Genomic DNA, 20,098 nt, shown 5'->3' with positions numbered 1-20,098 from the left:
TAAGATTACTCTATGGGTTAACGAGTTAATCTGGATACTATTTGGAAAGCTACTTGATATAAAATACCTTTGTATATAATTTAATTTTGAAATGAAATACGCAAAAAATATATTAGAAACTATTGGTAATACACCTTTAGTTCAATTGAATAAAGTAACAGCTGAAATCGATGCTTTGGTATTGGCAAAAGTTGAAACTTTTAATCCTGGAAATTCTGTAAAGGATCGAATGGCTGTTAAAATGATTGAAGATGCAGAAGCGGATGGACGTTTAAAACCAGGTGGAACAATTATTGAAGGGACTTCTGGTAATACGGGTATGGGACTTGCTTTAGGTGCTATTATCAAAGGTTATAAATTAATCTGTGTAATTTCAGATAAGCAATCAAAAGAGAAGTGTGATATTCTTAGAGCTGTTGGTGCTAAGGTTGTCGTTTGTCCTACTGATGTTGAACCAACAGATCCACGTTCGTATTATTCGGTTTCAAAGCGTTTGGCAGAAGAAACACCAAATTCGTGGTATGTGAATCAATATGATAATCCAAGTAATGCAATAGCACACTACGAACAAACAGGACCTGAAATTTGGGAACAAACCGATGGTAAAATCACACATTTTGTAGTTGGTGTTGGGACTGGTGGAACAATTTCTGGAGTTGCTAAATTTTTAAAAGAGAAAAATCCAAATATTAAAATCTGGGGTATTGATACTTACGGTTCTGTATTTAAGAAATATCATGAAACAGGTGTTTTTGATGAGAACGAAATTTATTCGTACATCACAGAAGGTATTGGTGAAGATATTTTACCTAAAAATGTTGATTTTTCTTTAATTGACGGCTTTACAAAAGTCACAGATAAAGATGCGGCAGTTTACACGCGTAAAATTGCTTTGGAAGAAGGAATATTTGTAGGGAACTCTGCTGGAGCTGCTGTAAAAGGATTATTGCAGTTGAAAGAGCATTTTAAACCGGAAGATGTTGTGGTGGTGCTTTTCCATGATTCAGGTAGTCGTTATGTAGGTAAAATGTTTAACGATGATTGGATGCGTGAAAGAGGTTTCTTGGACGAAGAAATAACAAAAGCAACCGATTTAATCAAAGATCATAAAGATAAACCATTAGTTGTAGTTCGTACAGAAGAATTGGTTTCTCATGCCATTGAACGTTTAAAAAAGTATAAGATTTCTCAAATTCCAGTAATGGATGTTAATGGGTTTGTTGGTAGTGTAGACGAATCGGATTTGTTTAGAAGTTATATTGAAGATAAAAATATAGCTGATAAACCAATAAAAGAAGTGATGGGTAAACCTTACCCTATTGTTCAAGCTAATGCTACAATCGATGAAATTTCAAAATTAATTACCAAAGATAATCAAGCAGTATTGGTTGACTTGGGTGATGGTAAACATCACATTATTACAAAGCACGACATTATCAGTACAATTTAAAGTACTGCATTTTATGAGTAATGAAAAAACAGCCATACAAACCATTTATTTTAGTATAATTGGTAATACTACATTAGCTTTAATAAAAGGTTTTTCTGGCTTTTTTGGAAATTCATATGCTTTGATTGCCGATGCTATTGAGTCTACAACCGATATTTTTTCTTCACTTTTGGTGTTGTTCGGTTTAAAGTATGCGCAGCGTCCAGCTGATGCGAATCATCCTTATGGACATGGTAAAATTGAACCTTTGATAACCTTTCTTGTTGTTTGTTTTTTAGTAATTTCTGCAGGAATAATTGCTCATGAAAGTATTCAAAATATTCTAACGCCACATGAAGGTCCTAAAGCATGGACTTTAGTGGTTTTAAGTGGTATTATTATTTGGAAAGAAATATCCTATCAAATAGTAATGCGTAAAAGTAAAGAGACCAACAGTTCGTCCCTAAAAGCAGATGCTTGGCATCATCGAAGTGATGCGATTACTTCAATAACGGCTTTTATTGGGATTTCAATTGCTTTAATTTTTGGTGAAGGTTATGAAACTGCCGATGATTGGGCAGCACTTATTGCTTCTGCTTTTATTTTGTATAACAGTTACCTGATTTTTAGACCTGCCTTAGGAGAAATCATGGACGAACATCAATATGATGATTTGATAGATGAGATACGAGAAAAAGCATTACAAGTAGACGGCGTATTAGGTACAGAAAAATGTTTTATACGAAAATCTGGTATGAAGTATCATATCGATTTGCATGCTATTGTAAAAGGTACTATTTCAGTAAAAGAAGGGCATTCAATTGCGCACGAACTAAAAGATTACTTGCGCAGTCAAATACCCAATCTTGGTCATGTTTTAATACATGTTGAACCCGACGATTATAATTAATTGAGTGAAATTATTCGCCGATTAATAGTCCTGATATATTCCAAAAACTAAAACTATTTCCCTCAGGTTTTCCTTGAGGGATTTTTATTTGTAAAGTGTGTTTGCCAGCCGGGAGGTTACCTAAATTGATATATGTTGGATTGGTAACAGTTCCCGGACACCAGTTTGAACGGCTATAGTCTGAAGAGGAAAGACCATTGTTGAAATTTCCTGAAGCGGGATTGTACAAACGGTACGAACCACAGTCTTGTCTCCATGGTGTAAAAGTATGTATTATATTCCCGTTTAATACAAGAGTGTTTTCTTTTGGTACAAATTCATCTCCGTTTTCCCAACCACCATGTCCTGTACCAATGTATTTCAGTTGGGCATTTTTAATTGCTTTATCCAAAGTAAATTCTACAATTAATCCTTTTTCATTGTCAAATAAGCTTCCATAATTTTGACCTGCCATTTCCATTATGTTTGTAGTGTTGAACAAAGGCATAAATAATTTTTCTGCTTTTTCATTCCCTTCTTCATTATGAATGGTTATGTTTACGGATACTTTGTGACCTCCTTTGTCATAATTTCCAATAAAGGTTCCAATCCAATACTCATTATTACTTAAATAAGCATTCAAATCGGAAATATCTTGACGGTAGAAAGCTTTATCAAACCATTCTTTGTCTTTAAGCAAAATGTAATTGTATTGGTGAACACCGAAAGGAGTAAAAAAACGCATCAACTCAATTAATGGATTGTAATTTTCTGTACTGATGATTCCTTGATATTCTTTTCCATTTCCATTGGTATAAATAGGCAAGGTTTTAGCACCATTTTGTAATCCATCCAAAAAAGATGTTTTCTTGTCTTGCGGAATTAGAAACACACTTCCTGTTCTATCATAAGCATCACCATTTGATTGTAGTGTCAGGTCAATAAAAATCTGATCTCGTTTTTTTATTTCTGGGAATTTTATTTTTTTTAAAATAATAGTGCCATTCGCAAAACGTAAAATGCTATCATTTGAAACAGATTCTTTTGAAAAGTTGATGATTTCATTTTCAAAAACCGAAATAGTTTTGAATTTGCTTTTCCAAATTAAATCGTTGTATGTAAGACCGTCATATGTTTTAACATCATCTTGAATAGTAGGGAGTACACCTTTTATTTTTTCAACTTTAGACACTGTAATGATGTAGTTGTTGTTTCTATTCGTTTCCAAAACCAAGCCTAAAGTAATCCCTAAAGGACTTGGAGCACTTTTTATAGCAATATCATTTGTAAACCAAACATCGATGTGATTTGAATTGACAACAGTTGTAGCTTTTTGGCATTTGTAACCTAATATTGTTTTGAATTCATCAGTTATAGTGAATTCGTATTTTTTTAATGAAGTACTATCAATAGTACTGATGTGGTTGTTTTTTGAAAGTGTGCTGACTTTAGTTAATTTATTTGTAACACTATTGTAGACCATCTTTTCAAATGGTAATGAAGCAGTATTGTTTTCAATATCTTCATTTGTTATAATACTAGATTTACTTGTAGCATAAGATACTATAGGATTTGCAGTAATGATATTTCCGTTATAATTCTTAGTATAAGTGATTTTATAAATTGGTTCTTTTTTTTGTGCAACAGATGGAATAAAAACAAAAAGTAAAAGGAGTAGTAAGCTTGCTTTAGTTTGCATGTTTTGATTGAGTTAGTTTCAACAAAGATAATTTTTTCTTAACTTAGCTACTATATACGCCATACAGAATTATTATGAAAGAAGACTTTTTACACCACATTTGGTTACATAAACGTATTGATGTCAACCAACTTTATACTACTAAAGGAGAAAAAATAGAGATTCTCCAATTTGGGCAATATCTTCAAGCCACAGGGCCCGATTTTTTCAATGCACAATTGATTATAGCCAATCAGAAATGGGCTGGGAATATTGAGATTCATGTAAAATCCTCCGATTGGTATTTGCATCATCATGAAACGGATGCCAATTATGATAATGTTATTTTGCATGTTGTTTGGGAATACGATTCACCTATTTTTAGACCCGATAATACCGAAATAGCTACTCTTGAGTTAAAAAAATACGTCGCTCCAAAAGAATTGGAAAACTATAATAATCTAATTTCTGAGAAAAACTGGATTTATTGCGAGAACCAATTTGGAACAATAGATTCTTTTTTACTAGAGAATTGGAAAGAGCGTTTGTATTTTGAGCGTTTAGAACAAAAAACAATTTATATTCTGCAATTATTAGAAAACTATAATAATGATTGGGAGGCGGTCTGTTTTATTTTGCTGGCAAAAAGCTTTGGATTAAATATTAATGGAGAAGCCTTTGCAAAATTAGCGGAATCGATTCCTTTTACCGTTATAAGAAAAGAACAAAGTGATCTTAATGCTTTAGAAGCTTTGTTTTTTGGTAGTAGTGGCTTTTTATCTGGTGATAATCAAGATACTTACTTTTTAAAGTTGCAAACAAAATGGTTGTATTTACAACATAAGTATAATTTGAAAGAGGAATTGGCTTTAGGAATCCAGTTTTATAAGTTACGACCGGATAATTTTCCAACAATTCGTTTGTCGCAATTAGCGATGCTGTATCGTTTGAGAGTCAATTTATTTACACAATTATTAGAAAAGAGAAATGTAAAGGGGTTTTATGAGTTATTGATGATTCAATCAAGTGAATATTGGCAATCACATTATACTTTTGATGCTAAAACGGTGAACCAACCCAAAAAGCTTACCAAAACTTTTATAGATTTAATATTGGTGAATTCGGTAATTCCGCTCTTGTATGTATATAATAAATTGCATTCCAATAGTGAAAGCGATTTTATCCTTGACCTACTTCGAGAAATTAAGGTGGAAAAAAATGCAGTTGTAGACAAGTTTAAAGTTATTGGTTGTAAAGTTGATTCCGTTGTAGATTCTCAAGCGTTACTGCATTTAAAAAGAGAATATTGTGATAAAAAGCAATGTTTAAAATGTGCTATTGGTGTTTCCATTTTGAAAAATTAGATTACTTTTGAGCTATGATTTATAAATTACTTCATTTTTTTGAAAAACATGGCTTTTTTGTCGCTTCTCGATTGGCCGACCGTATGGGGATGAAAGCGACTAGTGTTCGTTTGTTTTTTATTTATATTTCTTTTATTACAGTGGGGTTGGGATTTGGGTTTTACCTGACTTTGGCTTTCTTGTTAAAATTAAAGGATATGGTGCATACAAAACGGACATCTGTGTTTGATTTGTAAGCTTTGTTCTAAAATTTAACTTTTCTTTGTGTTTTAGATTGTTTTCTTATCTTTGGGCCATTAACTACCAATAATTTAATATGTCGACAAAAGCAGATTCTTGGGGTTCACGAGTTGGACTCATATTAGCAATGGCTGGAAACGCTGTAGGATTGGGGAACTTCTTAAGGTTTCCAGTACAAGCGGTTCAAAATGGAGGAGGAGCCTTTATTATACCTTATTTAGTATGTTTTCTTGTAATGGGGATTCCATTATTATTTATAGAATGGTCTTCTGGTAGATATGGAGGAAAATTCGGAAACCACAGTACTCCTTACATTTTAGATACTATGGCAAAAGGAAGAATTCTTAAATACATCGGTGTATTTGGAATTTTTACCAATATTGCAGTTGCAGCTTATTATTGTTATATTGAATCATGGACAATGTCGTATGTGTACCATACTTTAATGGGGACATTTAGCGGAATGAGTCAGGCTGATGTAGCTGGATTTTTTAATTCTTATGTTGATGTAGCACATTCAACTACTGGTATTCCATACGAAGCGGTAGTTTTTTATATTGTTTGTTTGTTATTGAATACTTTTATTTTATCTAAAGGTATTGGCGGAATTGAAAAAGTAGCCAAAGTAGGTATGCCATTGTTAATCCTATTTGGTGTTGTTTTAGCCGTTCGAGGTTTAACTTTAGGAACAAGTGGTGCATCGGATATATTCCCAGATGCAAATGCATGGGATGGTTTAAACTTCTTATGGACGCCACAATATGAGTCAATTTTAGATTTAAAAGTTTGGATGGCAGCAGCCGGTCAAATTTTCTTTACACTTTCAGTAGGTATGGGAACTATTCACTGTTATGCAGCTTACTTAAAAGAGAAAGACGATGTGGCTTTAAATGCTGTTTCAGCAGGTTTCATGAATGAGTTTGTTGAAGTTGTTTTAGGAAGTTTAATTGTTATTCCTATTGCAGCAGGTTACTTAGGTTTGGATTGGGTAATCGAAAATGCAGGTTTTGGTATGGCTTTCCAAACGATGCCATATTTATTCCAACAATGGGGAAGTACTTTAGCAATTGTAGCTGGTGTATGTTGGTTTGGATTATTGTTTTTTGCGGGTATTACATCATCTTTAGCGATGGGTACACCTTGGATGGGATTCATGCGTGATGAATTTGGTTGGTCAAAAAACAGAGGTGCTTGGTCTTTTGGAGCAATGATTTTGATTTTAGGTTTACCTACAGTCATATTTTATCAAGAAGGAGTTTTTGACGAATACGATTACTGGGCAGGAACGGTAAGTTTAGTTGTTTTTGCTATGATGGAAACCATTTTGTTTTCGTGGATATTCGGGATGAACAAAGGTTGGAGAGAGATTACAAGTGGTGCAGATATAAAAGTACCAAATGTTTTCAAGTACATTATTAAATATGTTACTCCTGTAATGTTGGTTATTATTTTCTTGGGTTCTGTTTTTAAACCTTTAAATAATGATTGGTCAGGAAACTTTTCTTCATTATTCTCAGGCAATGGATGGACGTTAGATAATGGGTCAATTATTAAAACGGTAATGCACTCTGGAATTAAAGAACAAATTGCTGCGGCTACTGATCCTATTGTTGTAAGTCAATTAGAAGACAAAATATTTTATTTGAATATGTCAAGACTTTTATTGGTTTTATTGTTTGTCTTTATTAGTTTCTTAGTATATTTAGCATATCAAAAACGAGTTAAAGAAGGAAGAGCAACTGCATAATTTAAAAAAGATATTAGTATGAATACAGAAGCATTAATTACAATGTTGGTAACTCAGGGAATCGTAATCTCTTTTGCAGTTTATTTTTTCTTTAGAGTATTGACTACGCCACCGAAACAAGAGCCAGATTCTTTTAGTGAAAATGATGATGTGGTGGTAAGGCAACCTGAAAACGACTAAATTTAGTTGAAATGAATAAATTAAAATCCTACTTGCTGTTTTCAAGAGAACACAGAAGTGGGATTTTTTTATTGGTTGTAATCATTATTGTGTTGCAATTTGGAATCTACTATTTTGATAAATTGTTTTTTTCGAATCCCGAGAAACTTTCTGTTGCAGATGTAGAATGGCTTAATGCGCAAAAAGAAATAGATAGTCTTAAAAATGTTTCCATTGACAATAGGATAAAGTTATACCCTTTTAATCCAAATTACATCACAGACTACAAAGGATATGTCTTGGGGATGTCTAATGCAGAAATTGACCGATTACTGCAATATAGGGCACAAGGAAAATTTGTAAACTCAAGTAATGAATTTCAAGCTGTAACTCAAATCAGTGATTCATTATTAGATGCAATCTCACCTTATTTTAAGTTTCCTGACTGGGTTACAAAGAAGAATGCCGCAATATATGAGAAAAAGGTGTTTGTTTCAAAAGAGAAAGTAATTCTTAAGCCTATTGATATCAATATGGCTACTAAGGAAGATTTGATGAGAGTTTACGGTATTGGAGATAAGATTTCGGATATCATATTACAAGAAAAGGAAAAATTTGGCGCTTTTGTTTCAATGGAGCAGTTGCAATACGTATGGGGTGTAAGTCCTGAAGTTTATAAGCAAATGCAGCAGCTTTTCTTTGTTGGAGACACCCCAAATGTTGTTAAAATTAAAATTAATGAATTGTCAACAAGAGAGTTGGCAAAGTTTCCTTACTTTAAATATGCTTTGGCAAAGGAAATTGTTACTTACAGAAGTATGAATGGTGGGATACAGAGTGTTGAGGATTTAACAAAAATTAAAGATTTCCCTGTTGATAAAATAAAAATAATAGCCTTATATTTGGAAATTCATTAAAAAAACTCAAGAAAATTATTTTAACATTATATGAATTCAATATATTTTACTGAAGAACACAATCTGTTTAGAGAAAGTTTACGTGACTTTTTAAATAAAGAGGTAGTTCCTCATATTGAAAAATGGGAAAAAACGGGGACAATTGAACGTTTTATTTGGAAAAAGTTTGGAGAAATGGGCTTTTTTGGAATACGTTATCCTGAGGCTTATGGTGGTTTGAATTTAGATTTGTTTTACACGGTTATCTTTTTAGAAGAACTTCAAAAAGTAAAATCGGCTGGTTTTGCAGCGGCTATGTGGGCACATTCTTATTTAGCTATGACGCATTTAAATGCTGAAGGTGATGAGCGTATTAAACAAAATTATTTAGCGCCAAGTATTGCTGGAGACATGATTGGGGCATTATGTATTACAGAACCTTTTGGTGGTAGTGATGTTGCAGGAATGCGTACAACGGCTGTTAAAAATGGTGATAAGTATGTAATTAATGGTTCTAAAACTTTTATTACAAATGGTGTTTATGCTGATTATTATGTAGTGGCGGCTAAAACCAATCCTGAATTAGGAAATAAAGGAATTAGTATCTTTTTAGTCGATAGTAAATCAAATGGAATTTCTGCTACTAAATTGGATAAATTGGGATGGAGAGCATCTGACACTGCTGAGATTGCTTTTGATAATGTAGAAATTCCTGCTGAGAATTTAATGGGTGAAGAAGGAAAAGGTTTTCCATACATCATGCAGCATTTTGCATTAGAGCGTTTAATTATGGCAATTAATGCACATGCTAGAGCTGAATATGCAATTGAATATACAATTGAATACATGTCACAGCGTGAAGCTTTCGGTAAAACTATAAACAAGTTTCAAGCATTACGTCATACATTAGTAGAACATGCTACAGATGTTGAACATTGTAAAATCTTTAATTATGCTGCAGTTGCTCGTTTGGATAAAGGAGAGTATGTGGTTAAGGAAGCTACAATGGCGAAGTTGAAATCTACGAAAGTTGCTGATGAAACGATTTATAGTTGTTTACAAATGTTAGGTGGTTATGGTTATATGGAAGAGTATCCGTTGGCACGTTTAATGCGTGATAGCCGTTTAGGTCCTATTGGAGGTGGTACTTCAGAGATCTTAAAAGAGATTTTGTCAAAAATGATAATTGATAATCAAAGTTATAAACCAGCTGTAAAATAAGCTGAGAAAATGGTTTAATGAAAAGTTCTATTTTGAAACAAAATAGAACTTTTTTATTTAGAGCAGTTTTTTGAGGGTAATAGTTTTTGAATGTTTTATAGATAAAGCTTTGTGTTTCAAAAATATTTTTTACTTTTGCAGTCTAAATGAAAGGGGGTGCCTAAATTATGTTAATTATTCCAATTAAAGACGGAGAAAATATCGATAAAGCGTTAAAGCGTTACAAAAGAAAATTCGATAAAACAGGAACAGTTCGTCAGTTAAGATCGCGTCAAGCGTTCCACAAACCATCAATCGTTAAAAGAGCAATGGTTCAAAAAGCTGCTTACATTCAAAGATTAAAAGATTCATTAGAAGCGTAGTTCTTTTTCTGAATTAATATATTTAAACCGTTAGATATAAAGTGTAACTTTGTATTTAACGGTTTTTTTTATGGCTTCAAATCTTCAACAATTTCAAGAATATTTAGAAAAGGAAAAAAAGTATGCAAAGCATACGGTTAATGCATATGTGAAAGATGTGATTGTTTTTAGGGATTTTATAGATGTTCAGTTTGATGGTTTGGTTTTAGAGCAAGTGGATTATAATGCGGTAAGAAGTTGGATTGTGAGTCAAATTGAGGGGGGTAGTATAAATAGAACAGTAAATAGGAGAATTTCGTCTTTGAAAGCGTTTTATAGGTTTTTATTAAAAATTAAGCAGATTGAAGTTAATCCATTGGTGAAGCATAAATCGTTAAAAATTGCTCGAAAAATTCAAATACCTTTTTCGGAAAATGAAGTGGAGGGGGTTTTGGAGCAATTGGAAGGGGATTTTGATTTTGAAAGTGTTAGGAATCGATTGATTGTGGAGTTGTTTTATGTGACAGGCATGCGACGATCGGAATTAATTAATTTAGAATTAAAAAATGTTGATTTTGAAAATCGTTTGTTAAAGGTTTTGGGTAAGCGTAATAAAGAACGAATTGTGCCGTTATTAGAATGTACAATCGGGCTTTTAAAAGTGTATTTAGAGTTCAGATCAGTAGTTCTTGAAGGGGAACAAACAGAGGTGTTAATTTTGTCAAAAAAAGGAAATAAAATTAGTGAATCGTTTGTTTATCGATTAATAAATGACTACTTTAGTAATGTGTCTCAGAAAGTCAAAAAGAGTCCGCACGTTCTTAGGCATTCGTTTGCAACGCATCTGTTGAATAACGGAGCCGATTTAAATTCTGTAAAAGAACTATTGGGGCATGCAAGTTTATCATCTACACAGATATATACACATAGTAGTTTAGCTGAATTGAAGAAGGTGTATCAAAATGCGCATCCTAGGAATCAACAATAGTTTATTTGTTTAACTTATTTAATAAAAAAGCTTATGAAAGTTAATGCTCAAGCCGTTAATTTTAATGTTGACAAGAAGTTACTTAATTTTACAAATGAAAGATTAGGTAAGCTAGAAAAATTTTATGACAAAATTGTTTCTTCTGAAGTATATCTAAAATTAGAAAACACGAGTGATAAGGAAAATAAAACCTCTGAGGTAAAAATTCATGTTCCAGGTGATGAGTTTGTTGTTAAAAAGACAGCAAAAAGTTTTGAAGAAGCGGTTGATTTGTGTGCGGAATCGCTAGAAAGGGTGTTGGTTAAACGTAAGGAAAAAATAAAATCGTATTTATAAGATAAAAAAAAATTGAAAAAAGTTTTGTTTAAAAAATAAATTCTATACATTTGCAGTCCGTTAGAAATAGCGGGCTTTTTTTATTAAGAGCTTTGTAAGAGTCGCCGGTGTAGCTCAGCTGGCTAGAGCAGCTGATTTGTAATCAGCAGGTCGTGGGTTCGAGTCCCTCCATCGGCTCAAGTTCTTTTAGGATTTTAAAATTATGGTTTGGGGAGATACTCAAGCGGCCAACGAGGGCGGACTGTAAATCCGCTGACTAAGTCTTCGCAGGTTCGAATCCTGCTCTCCCCACAATAAAACATTCCTGTGTTAATTCAGGTGAATTGCCGGTGTAGCTCAGGGGTAGAGTGCTTCCTTGGTAAGGAAGAGGTCACGGGTTCAAATCCCGTCATTGGCTCTGGAATTGTTTATTAAATTTGAACACTAATTATATAACTAAGATTAAATTATTAAGTCATGGCAAAGGAAACATTCGATCGTTCGAAACCGCACTTAAATATCGGTACTATCGGACACGTGGATCACGGTAAGACAACTTTGACTGCAGCGATTACTAAAGTATTAGCTGATGCAGGTTTATCAGAAGCAAAATCATTCGATCAGATTGATAACGCTCCAGAAGAAAAAGAAAGAGGTATTACAATTAATACTTCACACGTAGAGTATTCAACAGCTAACCGTCACTATGCGCACGTTGACTGTCCAGGTCACGCGGATTACGTTAAGAACATGGTTACTGGTGCTGCTCAAATGGACGGTGCTATCTTGGTAGTAGCTGCTACTGATGGTCCTATGCCACAAACTCGTGAGCACATCCTTTTAGGTCGCCAAGTAGGTGTTCCAAGAATGGTTGTATTCATGAACAAAGTTGATATGGTTGATGATGCTGAGTTATTAGAGCTTGTTGAAATGGAAATCAGAGATTTATTATCTTTCTATCAATATGATGGTGATAATGGACCAGTTGTTCAAGGATCTGCTTTAGGAGCTTTAAATGGTGAGCCAAAATGGGTTGAAACAGTAATGAACTTGATGGAAGCTGTTGATAACTGGATTGAATTACCAGTTCGTGACGTTGAAAAACCATTCTTGATGCCAGTTGAGGATGTATTTACAATTACAGGTCGTGGAACTGTTGCTACAGGTCGTATCGAAACTGGAGTTGCTAATACTGGAGATGCTGTTGAAATCATCGGTATGGGTGCTGAGAAATTAACTTCTACAATTACAGGGGTAGAGATGTTTCGTAAAATCCTTGATAGAGGTGAAGCTGGAGATAACGTAGGTTTATTGTTACGTGGTATTGATAAAGCTGATATCAAACGTGGTATGGTTATTATTAAGCCAGGATCTGTTAAACCACACGCTCATTTCAAAGCTGAGGTTTATATCTTGAAAAAAGAAGAAGGTGGACGTCACACTCCATTCCATAATAACTACCGTCCGCAGTTCTACGTACGTACAACTGACGTTACAGGTACTATTTCTTTACCTGCAGGAGTAGAGATGGTTATGCCAGGTGATAACTTAACTATTGAAGTTCAATTATTAAGTCCAATCGCTTTATCAGTAGGTTTACGTTTCGCTGTTCGTGAGGGTGGTAGAACTGTAGGTGCTGGTCAGGTTACTGAAATTTTAGACTAATTTTTTTAGTTTAATTACATAAATTTAAAGCCAGTTGTATTATCTTTGCAGCTGGCTTAAATAAACGGGCGTAGTACAAGGGTTAGTATAGTGGTCTCCAAAACCATTGATGGGGGTTCGAATCCCTCCGCCCGTGCAAATTATATAAAGTAATGACAAAATTTGTTAATTATATTTCGGAAGCGTTTCAAGAGTTGAAAACGAATGTAACTTGGCCAGAGTGGTCTGAGGTACAACGCTTAACTATTATTGTAGCAGTATTTTCTGTTTTATTTGCGCTTTTGACTTATGGTGTGGATGAATTATTTGTAAAAGCATTAGAAGGATTTTTTAACATTATAAAATAGGTTATTTTATGGCAGATAATAATGTTAAAAAGTGGTATGTTGTAAGAGCTGTCAGTGGTCAGGAGAATAAAGTTAAAGCTTATATAGAAACGGAAACTGCTCGCTTAGGTGTAGCGGATTACGTTTCTCAGGTTTTGGTGCCTACTGAAAAAGTAGTTCAGGTAAAAGACGGAAAGAAAATTGCTAAGGAAAAAGTATATTTTCCTGGATATATTATGGTTGAGGCTAATTTAACTGGGGAGGTTCCTCATATTATTAAGTCGATTCCAGGTGTAATTGGTTTTTTAGGTGAAACCAAAGGTGGTGATCCTGTTCCATTACGTATGTCTGAAGTTAATAGAATGTTAGGTAAAGTAGATGAGCTTTCTGTGAAAGTTGATAGTGTTGCAATACCGTATTCTATTGGAGAGACAGTTAAAGTTATTGATGGTCCTTTTAATGGTTTTAATGGAACTATTGAAAAAGTTAATGACGAGAAGCGTAAACTTGAGGTAATGGTTAAGATTTTCGGAAGAAAAACTCCATTGGAATTGAGTTTTATGCAAGTTGAAAAAGTATAATATTTGTTACATATACATTCACATCTTCGCTTCCAATTGTTTAGATGTGCTAAATTTTTAAAAAATGGCAAAAGAAGTTAGTAAAGTAGTTAAACTACAAGTTAAGGGAGGTGCTGCGAATCCATCGCCACCGGTTGGACCTGCTTTGGGGGCTGCTGGTGTTAACATCATGGAGTTCTGTAAGCAATTTAATGCAAGAACACAAGATAAACCTGGCAAAATTTTACCAGTACAAATTACTGTGTATAAAGACAAGTCTTTTGACTTTGTTGTTAAAACGCCACCGGCTGCTGTTCAATTATTAGAGGCAACTAAATTAAAGTCTGGTTCAGGTCAACCAAACCGTAAGAAAGTAGCAAATGTTACTTGGGATCAAATTAGAACCATTGCAGAGGATAAAATGCCTGATTTAAATGCATTTACAATCGAGTCTGCTATGAGTATGATAGCTGGTACAGCTAGATCTATGGGTATAACAGTAACAGGAGATGCTCCTTTTTAATCGTTAAAAGAATTAGACATGGCAAAATTGACAAAAAAGCAAAAAGAGGCTGCATCTAAAATTGAGAAGAACAAACAATATACTTTAAGAGATGCGTCTGCATTAATTAAAGAGGTTGCTTCTGCTAAATTTGATGAGTCTGTTGATATCGCAGTTCGTTTAGGAGTTGATCCTAGAAAAGCGAATCAAATGGTAAGAGGTGTAGTTACTTTACCTCATGGAACAGGAAAAGATACTCGCGTTTTGGCGCTTGTAACTCCAGATAAAGAAGCTGAGGCTAAAGCTGCTGGTGCTGACCACGTAGGTTTAGATGATTACCTTCAAAAAATTAAAGATGGTTGGACAGATGTTGATGTTATCATTACGATGCCAGCTGTTATGGGTAAATTAGGTCCATTAGGTCGTATTTTAGGACCTAGAGGTTTGATGCCAAACCCTAAAACAGGTACGGTAACTATGGATGTTGCTAAAGCTGTTCAAGAAGTAAAAGCTGGTAAAATTGACTTTAAAGTTGATAAAACTGGTATCGTGCATGCAGGAATTGGAAAAGTATCTTTCGATGCTGATAAAATTTATGACAACGCACACGAAATTATTCAAACATTAATTAAATTAAAACCAACTGCAGCTAAAGGTACTTATATTAAGTCTATCCACTTATCTAGTACTATGAGTCCTGCTATTGCTTTAGATCCTAAAGCAGTATAATTGGTAGTTAAAAATTTTTAGTATGACTAGAGAAGAAAAATCAATCGCGATTGAAAATTTAACTGCACAGTTAGCGGGAGTTAATGTTATTTATTTAGCGGATACTTCAGGACTTGATGCAGATACAACTTCAAATTTAAGAAGAGCTTGTTTTAAAGCAGGTATCAAATTAGAAGTTGTTAAGAATACTTTGCTTGCAAAAGCAATGGAGGCTTCAGAAGCAAACTTTGGTGATTTACCTTCTACTTTAAAAGGAAATACCTCTATAATGATTGCAGAAACAGCTAATGGGCCTGCAAAAATCATTAAAGAGTTCCGTAAAAAAGGGAAAAAACCAGTTTTAAAAGGAGCATTCATCAACGAAGAAATTTATATTGGTGATGAGCAATTAGATGCATTAGTATCTATTAAATCTAAAGAGGAAGTTATCGCAGAAATTATCGGTTTACTTCAGTCTCCTGCTCAAAGAATCATCTCTGCACTTCAGAACCAAGAAGGAAAAGAAGACGCTGCAGAATAAATTTTACCAAAAGAGCGCACAAATAAATTATTATATTTTACAAAATCATTAAAGATAGAAAAAATGGCAGATTTAAAACAATTCGCAGAACAATTAGTTAACTTAACAGTTAAAGAAGTTAACGAATTAGCAACAATATTAAAAGATGAGTATGGTATCGAGCCTGCTGCTGCAGCTGTTGTAGTTGCTGGAGGTGGTGCTGGTGAAGCTGCTGCTGAGCAAACTGAATTTACAGTAGTATTAAAAGATGCTGGTGCTTCTAAATTAGCAGTAGTTAAAGCTGTTAAAGAATTAACAGGTTTAGGTCTTAAAGAAGCTAAAGATGTAGTTGACGGAGCTCCAACAAACGTTAAAGAAGGTGTTTCTAAAGATGAGGCTGAAGGTCTTAAGAAAGCTTTAGAAGAAGCTGGAGCAGTAGTTGAGCTTAAATAATTAAAACTAAGCTAAAAAGCTAGGTTTAGGCCTTGGGATAACCTCTCAAAGGCCTAAACCATTTTGCGTATAAAAAGAATTTTACATTTTTTACACAAATACAGTAGTCAATACGAAGAAAGAAAACAAACTAACTTTCCTGGTTTATTTTTAAAGATGTGTTGATTATTTTTAAAGGAAGTATAAATTACATAGTGTTTTTGACACGAAAATTACTTTTTTAAATCAAAAATTTGTCCATTGATGATTGCTAATCAGACTGAAAGATTAAATTTTGCTTCAACAAAAAACATTCCAGATTATCCGGATTTTCTAGATATTCAGGTGAAATCATTTAAAGATTTCTTCCAACTAGAAACCAAATCTGATGAAAGAGGCAACGAAGGTCTTTATAATACCTTCATGGAAAATTTTCCAATTACGGATACAAGAAACCAATTCGTATTAGAATTTCTTGATTATTTTATAGACCCACCTCGTTATACAATTGAAGAGTGTATTGACAGAGGACTTACCTATAGTGTGCCTTTAAAAGCACGTTTGAAACTATACTGTACAGACCCTGAACATGAAGATTTTGAAACAATTGTACAAGATGTTTACTTAGGAACTATTCCATACATGACACCAAGCGGTACTTTTGTTATCAATGGTGCAGAGCGTGTTGTTGTTTCTCAGTTACACAGATCTCCGGGTGTATTCTTTGGACAATCGTTCCATGCAAATGGTACAAAATTATATTCTGCAAGAATTATTCCTTTCAAAGGATCTTGGATTGAATTCGCTACCGATATTAACAGCGTAATGTATGCTTATATCGATAGAAAGAAAAAATTACCTGTAACTACTTTATTTAGAGCTATCGGTTTCGAAAGAGATAAAGATATCTTGGAGATTTTCGACTTAGCGGAAGAAATAAAAGTATCAAAAACTGGTCTTAAAAAATACATCGGAAGAAGACTTGCTGCTCGTGTGTTAAATACATGGCATGAAGATTTCGTAGATGAAGATACAGGTGAAGTAGTATCTATTGAGCGTAACGAGATTATCTTGGATCGTGATACTATTTTAGATAAAGATAATGTTGAGGAAATTTTAGATGCTGACGTTAAAGCTATTCTTTTACATAAAGAAGATAATAATGCGGCTGACTATACTATTATCCACAACACTTTACAAAAAGACCCAACAAACTCAGAAAAAGAAGCTGTTGAGCACATTTACCGTCAGTTGCGTAACGCAGAACCGCCTGATGAGGAAACGGCTCGTGGTATTATCGATAAATTATTCTTCTCTGATCAACGTTACAACTTAGGTGAGGTTGGTCGTTATAGAATGAACAAAAAATTAGGTTTGGATATCCCAATGGAAAAACAAGTGTTGACCAAAGAGGATATCATTACAATTGTAAAATATTTGATTGAGTTAATCAACTCAAAAGCTGAGATTGATGATATTGATCACTTATCAAACCGTCGTGTAAGAACTGTTGGTGAGCAATTGTCACAACAATTTGGTGTAGGTCTTGCTCGTATGGCAAGAACGATCCGTGAGAGAATGAACGTTCGTGATAACGAGGTGTTTACACCAATCGATTTGATTAATGCTAAAACATTATCATCGGTTATTAATTCATTCTTTGGAACCAACCAGTTATCTCAGTTTATGGATCAAACGAATCCATTAGCCGAGATCACACACAAACGTCGTCTATCTGCACTTGGACCTGGAGGTTTATCTAGAGAGCGTGCTGGGTTCGAGGTTCGTGACGTTCACTATACACATTACGGACGTTTATGTCCTATTGAAACACCAGAGGGACCAAACATTGGTTTGATTTCATCTCTTGGAGTTTATGCTAAAGTAAATGGAATGGGATTCATTGAGACACCTTACCGTAAGGTTGAAAATGGTGTCGTTGATTTAGTATCTGAACCAATTTATTTAAGTGCTGAAGAAGAAGAAGGTAAAATGATTGCGCAAGCAAACATTGAAATGAGTGATGCTGGTCAAATTACAGCTGAAAAAGTTATTGCTCGTGAGGAAGGTGACTTCCCAGTAGTAGAACCTACAGTTGTTCACTATACAGACGTTGCTCCTAACCAGATTGCTTCTATCTCAGCTTCTTTGATTCCATTCTTAGAGCACGATGATGCGAACCGTGCATTGATGGGATCAAACATGATGCGTCAAGCAGTTCCTTTATTACGTCCTGAAGCTCCTATCGTAGGAACTGGATTAGAAAGACAAGTTGCTTCTGATTCAAGAGTATTGATTAATGCTGAAGGAAGTGGTGTTGTAACTTATGTTGATGCCAATAAAATTACAATCAAGTACGACAGAACGGATGAAGAGCGTATGGTAAGTTTTGACTCTGATGACAAAACCTATCAGTTAATCAAGTTCAGAAAAACCAACCAAAGTACTTCTATTAACTTAAAACCAATCGTAAGAAAAGGTGATAAAGTTAAAAAAGGTCAAGTCCTTTGTGAAGGATATGCAACGCAAAATGGAGAGTTAGCTTTAGGTAGAAACTTAAAAGTAGCCTTCATGCCTTGGAAAGGATACAATTTCGAGGATGCGATTGTAATTTCTGAAAAAGTAGTTCGTGATGATATCTTTACATCTATCCACATCGATGACTATTCATTAGAGGTTAGAGATACAAAATTAGGTAACGAAGAGTTGACTAATGATATTCCTAACGTTTCTGAAGAAGCTACTAAAGATTTGGATGAGAACGGAATGATTAGAATTGGTGCAGAGGTTAAACCTGGCGACATTCTTATCGGTAAGATTACTCCTAAAGGAGAGTCTGATCCTACTCCAGAAGAGAAATTATTACGCGCTATCTTCGGTGACAAAGCAGGTGATGTAAAAGATGCTTCATTAAAAGCTTCTCCTTCATTACACGGTGTTGTTTTAGATAAAAAATTATTCGCGAAAGCAGTAAAAGATAAGCGTAAACGCTCTAAAGATAAAGAAGATATCGATAGATTGGATACAGAATTCGAAGTAAAATACAACGAATTAAAAGATACATTAGTAGAAAAATTATTCAACATTGTGAATGGTAAAACATCACAAGGTGTTATGAATGATTTGGGTGAAGAAGTTTTACCAAAAGGTAAAAAATATACTCAAAAAATGCTTAACGCAGTTGAAGATTTTGCTCACCTTACAAAAGGACAATGGGCTACTGATGATGCAACAAATAAATTAGTAAACGACTTAATTCACAACTACAAAATCAAATTAAACGATTTACAAGGTTGGTTGAGAAGAGAGAAATTTACAATTACAGTTGGAGATGAATTACCAGCAGGAATTTTAAAACTAGCTAAAGTTTATATCGCTAAGAAACGTAAACTTAAAGTGGGTGATAAAATGGCGGGTCGTCACGGTAACAAAGGTATTGTTGCAAGAATTGTACGTCATGAAGATATGCCATTCTTAGAAGACGGAACACCAGTAGATATCGTATTGAATCCACTTGGAGTACCTTCTCGTATGAACATCGGTCAGATTTATGAAACAGTACTTGGATGGGCAGGTATGAATTTAGGTAGAAAGTTTGCTACACCAATTTTTGATGGAGCTTCTTTAGATCAAATTAATGCTTTAACAGACGAGGCTGGAATTCCTAGATTCGGTCATACATACTTGTATGATGGAGGAACTGGAGAGCGTTTCCACCAACCAGCAACTGTGGGTGTAATTTACATGTTGAAATTAGGACACATGGTAGATGATAAGATGCACGCACGTTCTATTGGTCCATACTCATTAATTACGCAGCAACCATTAGGAGGTAAAGCTCAATTCGGAGGTCAGCGTTTTGGAGAGATGGAGGTTTGGGCTCTTGAGGCATACGGTGCTTCAAGTACCTTAAGAGAAATCTTGACGGTTAAATCTGATGACGTTATTGGTAGAGCTAAAACTTACGAGTCTATCGTTAAGGGTGAAACGATGCCAGAACCAGGATTACCTGAATCATTCAATGTATTAATGCATGAATTAAAAGGTCTAGGTTTAGACATCAGATTAGAAGAATAATTTTACGGGGGCAATTTCGATTGCTCCCTTTATAACGTTTT

The 20,098-nt window shown here is 34.3% G+C and carries 20 protein-coding genes and 4 tRNA genes; 23 read left to right on the top strand and 1 reads right to left on the bottom strand.

Annotation, left to right across the window (positions count from 1 at the left end):
* Positions 1-91 precede the first annotated feature (91 nt).
* Together ACFS5J_RS06505 and ACFS5J_RS06500 are read left to right on the top strand one after the other, a co-directional pair.
* Positions 92-1,450, top strand: a complete 1,359-nt coding sequence (locus tag ACFS5J_RS06505) for a pyridoxal-phosphate dependent enzyme (RefSeq protein WP_379811250.1) — start codon at positions 92-94, stop codon at positions 1,448-1,450.
* Positions 1,451-1,463: 13 nt separating this feature from the next.
* Positions 1,464-2,339, top strand: a complete 876-nt coding sequence (locus tag ACFS5J_RS06500) for a cation diffusion facilitator family transporter (RefSeq protein WP_379811249.1) — start codon at positions 1,464-1,466, stop codon at positions 2,337-2,339.
* Positions 2,340-2,349: 10 nt separating this feature from the next.
* On the opposite strand, the gene ACFS5J_RS06495 is transcribed toward ACFS5J_RS06500, so the two are convergent.
* The gene (locus ACFS5J_RS06495) at positions 2,350-4,017 is read right to left on the bottom strand and encodes a GLPGLI family protein (protein WP_379811248.1); all 1,668 of its coding nucleotides are present in this window, start codon (positions 4,015-4,017) and stop codon (positions 2,350-2,352) included.
* 74 nt (positions 4,018-4,091) lie between these two features.
* On the opposite strand from ACFS5J_RS06495, the gene ACFS5J_RS06490 reads away from it, so the two are divergent.
* From ACFS5J_RS06490 to rpoB, 21 genes are all read left to right on the top strand, one after another.
* A complete protein-coding gene (locus ACFS5J_RS06490; protein WP_379811246.1) occupies positions 4,092-5,360 on the top strand; it encodes a DUF2851 family protein in 1,269 nt (422 codons plus the stop codon).
* A 14-nt stretch (positions 5,361-5,374) separates the two neighbouring features.
* Positions 5,375-5,596 carry a PspC domain-containing protein gene (locus ACFS5J_RS06485; protein WP_379811245.1) on the top strand — a complete coding sequence of 74 codons (222 nt, stop codon included), beginning with the start codon at positions 5,375-5,377 and terminating at the stop codon, positions 5,594-5,596.
* An 80-nt stretch (positions 5,597-5,676) separates the two neighbouring features.
* Entirely contained in the window at positions 5,677-7,347 is a 1,671-nt protein-coding gene (locus ACFS5J_RS06480) for a sodium:calcium symporter (protein ID WP_379811244.1), read from the top strand.
* 18 nt (positions 7,348-7,365) lie between these two features.
* Positions 7,366-7,527, top strand: a complete 162-nt coding sequence (locus ACFS5J_RS06475) for a hypothetical protein (protein ID WP_379811242.1) — start codon at positions 7,366-7,368, stop codon at positions 7,525-7,527.
* An 11-nt stretch (positions 7,528-7,538) separates the two neighbouring features.
* Positions 7,539-8,423 carry a helix-hairpin-helix domain-containing protein gene (locus ACFS5J_RS06470; RefSeq protein WP_379811241.1) on the top strand — a complete coding sequence of 295 codons (885 nt, stop codon included), beginning with the start codon at positions 7,539-7,541 and terminating at the stop codon, positions 8,421-8,423.
* 30 nt (positions 8,424-8,453) lie between these two features.
* On the top strand, positions 8,454-9,623 hold the full coding sequence (locus tag ACFS5J_RS06465; protein ID WP_379811240.1) for an acyl-CoA dehydrogenase family protein: 1,170 nt from the start codon (positions 8,454-8,456) through the stop codon (positions 9,621-9,623).
* Between the two features lie 167 nt (positions 9,624-9,790).
* Complete coding sequence (gene rpsU / locus ACFS5J_RS06460) at positions 9,791-9,985, top strand: 30S ribosomal protein S21 (RefSeq protein ID WP_379811239.1); 195 nt, start codon at positions 9,791-9,793, stop codon at positions 9,983-9,985.
* A gap of 70 nt (positions 9,986-10,055) precedes the next feature.
* A complete protein-coding gene (locus ACFS5J_RS06455; protein ID WP_379811237.1) occupies positions 10,056-10,952 on the top strand; it encodes a tyrosine-type recombinase/integrase in 897 nt (298 codons plus the stop codon).
* A 33-nt stretch (positions 10,953-10,985) separates the two neighbouring features.
* Entirely contained in the window at positions 10,986-11,288 is a 303-nt protein-coding gene (hpf, locus tag ACFS5J_RS06450; protein WP_379811236.1) for a ribosome hibernation-promoting factor, HPF/YfiA family, read from the top strand.
* A 103-nt stretch (positions 11,289-11,391) separates the two neighbouring features.
* Positions 11,392-11,465: transfer RNA gene (locus ACFS5J_RS06445), tRNA-Thr, on the top strand.
* Between the two features lie 32 nt (positions 11,466-11,497).
* Positions 11,498-11,579: transfer RNA gene (locus ACFS5J_RS06440), tRNA-Tyr, on the top strand.
* Positions 11,580-11,613: 34 nt separating this feature from the next.
* A tRNA-Thr gene (locus ACFS5J_RS06435) sits at positions 11,614-11,685 on the top strand.
* Between the two features lie 59 nt (positions 11,686-11,744).
* Entirely contained in the window at positions 11,745-12,932 is a 1,188-nt protein-coding gene (tuf, locus tag ACFS5J_RS06430; RefSeq protein ID WP_379811235.1) for an elongation factor Tu, read from the top strand.
* A 64-nt stretch (positions 12,933-12,996) separates the two neighbouring features.
* Positions 12,997-13,068, top strand: a tRNA-Trp gene (locus ACFS5J_RS06425).
* Positions 13,069-13,084: 16 nt separating this feature from the next.
* Positions 13,085-13,279 (top strand): preprotein translocase subunit SecE, encoded by a 195-nt coding sequence (gene secE, locus ACFS5J_RS06420; protein ID WP_379811234.1) that lies wholly within the window; start codon positions 13,085-13,087, stop codon positions 13,277-13,279.
* An 8-nt stretch (positions 13,280-13,287) separates the two neighbouring features.
* The gene (nusG, locus tag ACFS5J_RS06415; RefSeq protein WP_379811233.1) at positions 13,288-13,839 is read left to right on the top strand and encodes a transcription termination/antitermination protein NusG; all 552 of its coding nucleotides are present in this window, start codon (positions 13,288-13,290) and stop codon (positions 13,837-13,839) included.
* Between the two features lie 64 nt (positions 13,840-13,903).
* A complete protein-coding gene (gene rplK / locus ACFS5J_RS06410) occupies positions 13,904-14,341 on the top strand; it encodes a 50S ribosomal protein L11 (RefSeq protein WP_379811232.1) in 438 nt (145 codons plus the stop codon).
* A gap of 18 nt (positions 14,342-14,359) precedes the next feature.
* Entirely contained in the window at positions 14,360-15,049 is a 690-nt protein-coding gene (gene rplA / locus ACFS5J_RS06405; protein WP_379811231.1) for a 50S ribosomal protein L1, read from the top strand.
* Positions 15,050-15,071: 22 nt separating this feature from the next.
* A complete protein-coding gene (rplJ, locus tag ACFS5J_RS06400) occupies positions 15,072-15,569 on the top strand; it encodes a 50S ribosomal protein L10 (protein WP_379811230.1) in 498 nt (165 codons plus the stop codon).
* 63 nt (positions 15,570-15,632) lie between these two features.
* Positions 15,633-16,001 (top strand): 50S ribosomal protein L7/L12, encoded by a 369-nt coding sequence (gene rplL / locus ACFS5J_RS06395; protein ID WP_379811229.1) that lies wholly within the window; start codon positions 15,633-15,635, stop codon positions 15,999-16,001.
* Between the two features lie 243 nt (positions 16,002-16,244).
* Entirely contained in the window at positions 16,245-20,057 is a 3,813-nt protein-coding gene (gene rpoB / locus ACFS5J_RS06390; protein ID WP_379811228.1) for a DNA-directed RNA polymerase subunit beta, read from the top strand.
* Positions 20,058-20,098: the final 41 nt, after the last annotated feature.

It is taken from the genome of Flavobacterium chuncheonense (assembly GCF_042686145.1).
GTDB lineage: Bacteria > Bacteroidota > Bacteroidia > Flavobacteriales > Flavobacteriaceae > Flavobacterium > Flavobacterium chuncheonense.
Note: the sequence above shows the minus strand (reverse complement) of the source record. Positions and strands in the feature narration are given on the sequence as shown.